2 rRNA genes (1 of these 2 running past the window's edge) are annotated in these 2487 nt (G+C 51.1%); both read right to left on the bottom strand.

Annotated elements, in window-relative coordinates:
• Nucleotides 1-9: 9 nt before the first annotated feature.
• A 5S ribosomal RNA gene (gene rrf, locus IA57_RS12270) occupies nucleotides 10-117 on the bottom strand.
• 149 nt (nucleotides 118-266) lie between these two features.
• Nucleotides 267-2487: ribosomal RNA gene (locus IA57_RS12265) — 23S ribosomal RNA — on the bottom strand; it runs 600 nt beyond the window's last position.

The following is a 2487-nucleotide window of genomic DNA, read 5'->3' as shown; positions in this document are numbered from 1 at the left end:
GGATTCTAAAAAAGGCGGCGACCTACTCTCCCACGAGTGCAGTACCATCGGCGCAAACGGGCTTAACTTCTCTGTTCGGAAAGGTAAGAGGTGAGCCCCGTCGCTATAACCACCTTAAGTTTTAAGTTGGCAGTCCCAACAACCAGTTTCCAGTAGTATTTACTGTTAACTGTGCCTGTTTACTGTCAACTGCAGCTCTGCTGCAAATATCTTAACATACTGGAAAAGTTTACATGAAGTGTTTGTACTTATAAAAAGAACAGGCGTACAATAAGCCTACGGGCAATTAGTACTACTCGGCTATGACATTACTGCCTTTACACCTGTAGCCTATCAACGTGGTCATCTCCCACGACCCTTTAAAGAAATCTCATCTTGTGGTGGGTTTCGCGCTTATATGCTTTCAGCGCTTATCCCTTCCGAACGTAGCTACCCTGCCATGCCGCTGGCGCGACAACAGGTACACTAGAGGTTCGTCCAACTCGGTCCTCTCGTACTAGAGTCAGATCCACTCAAATTTCTAACGCCCACAGTAGATAGAGACCGAACTGTCTCACGACGTTCTGAACCCAGCTCGCGTGCCACTTTAATGGGCGAACAGCCCAACCCTTGGGACCTTCTCCAGCCCCAGGATGTGACGAGCCGACATCGAGGTGCCAAACCCCCCCGTCGATGTGAGCTCTTGGGGGAGATCAGCCTGTTATCCCCGGAGTACCTTTTATCCTTTGAGCGATGGCCCTTCCATGCGGAACCACCGGATCACTATGCTCTACTTTCGTACCTGATCGACCTGTATGTCTCTCAGTCAAGCTCCCTTATGCCATTGCACTCTACGCACGGTTACCAAGCGTGCTGAGGGAACCTTTAGAAGCCTCCGTTACTCTTTTGGAGGCGACCACCCCAGTCAAACTACCCACCAAGCACTGTCCCCTCGGCGAGGGTTAGACTCCAGACAAGCAAAGGGTGGTATTTCAACAACGACTCCACAACACCTGGCGATGCTGCTTCAAAGTCTCCCACCTATCCTACACATTACTTGTCCGAAGCCAATACTAAGCTATAGTAAAGGTTCACGGGGTCTTTTCGTCCCACTGCGGGTAATCGGCATCTTCACCGATACTACAATTTCACCGAGCTCATGGCTGAGACAGTGTCCAGATCGTTGCACCATTCGTGCAGGTCGGAACTTACCCGACAAGGAATTTCGCTACCTTAGGACCGTTATAGTTACGGCCGCCGTTTACCGGGGCTTCATTTCATTGCTTCGCTAAAAGCTAACAACTCCACTTAACCTTCCGGCACCGGGCAGGTGTCAGGCCATATACGTCATCTTTCGATTTAGCATAGCCCTGTGTTTTTGATAAACAGTCGCCTGGACCTTTTCACTGCGGCCCCGCCGGAGCGGGGCGACCTTTCTCCCGAAGTTACAGGTCTATTTTGCCTAGTTCCTTAGCCATGAATCTCTCGAGCTCCTTAGAATTCTCATCCCAACTACCTGTGTCGGTTTACGGTACGGGCCGCCTCACTCGCTTTTCTTGGAAGTCGCTTCTCTGGATTATCACCGCGGCCGAAGCCTTAGTGTACTATCGCCGTGTTACCACTGGCTTCAACGTGCTATTCCGTCAGCACGCACCAAATATACGCCTCCGTCACTTTTAGCGTGGGCGGGTACGGGAATATTAACCCGTTGTCCATCGACTACCCCCTTCGGGTTCGCCTTAGGTCCCGACTAACCCCCGGCTGATTAGCATAGCCGGGGAAACCTTAGTCTTTCGGAGTGCGGGTTTCTCGCCCGCATTATCGTTACTTATGCCTACATTTTCTTTTGTAGCTCCTCCAGCACAGCTCGCGCTGCACCTTCAAAGGCACTACAATGCTCCCCTACCCATCCTAACGGATGCCATAGCTTCGGTAGTATGCTTATGCCCGATTATTATCCATGCCGAACCGCTCGACTAGTGAGCTGTTACGCACTCTTTAAATGAATGGCTGCTTCCAAGCCAACATCCTAGCTGTCAAAGCAGTTCAACCTCGTTTATTCAACTTAGCATACATTTGGGGACCTTAGCTGATGGTCTGGGTTCTTTCCCTCTCGGACATGGACCTTAGCACCCATGCCCTCACTGCACTGCAACATTTTATAGCATTCGGAGTTTGTCAGGGATTGGTAGGCGGTGAAGCCCCCGCACCCAATCAGTAGCTCTACCTCTATAAAACTAACAGTACGCTGCACCTAAATGCATTTCGGGGAGTACGAGCTATTTCCGAGTTTGATTGGCCTTTCACCCCTACCCACAGGTCATCCGAAGACTTTTCAACGTCAACCGGTTCGGGCCTCCACTGTGTGTTACCACAGCTTCACCCTGCCCATGGGTAGATCACACGGTTTCGCGTCTACCGCCACTGACTATGCGCCCTATTCAGACTCGCTTTCGCTACGGATCCGCACCTGAAGTGCTTAACCTGGCCAGAAACGGTAACTCGTAG

The organism is Mangrovimonas yunxiaonensis, assembly GCF_000733475.1.
In the GTDB taxonomy this organism is placed as follows: Bacteria; Bacteroidota; Bacteroidia; order Flavobacteriales; family Flavobacteriaceae; genus Mangrovimonas; species Mangrovimonas yunxiaonensis.
This window is presented reverse-complemented; position numbering and strand designations above follow the sequence as displayed.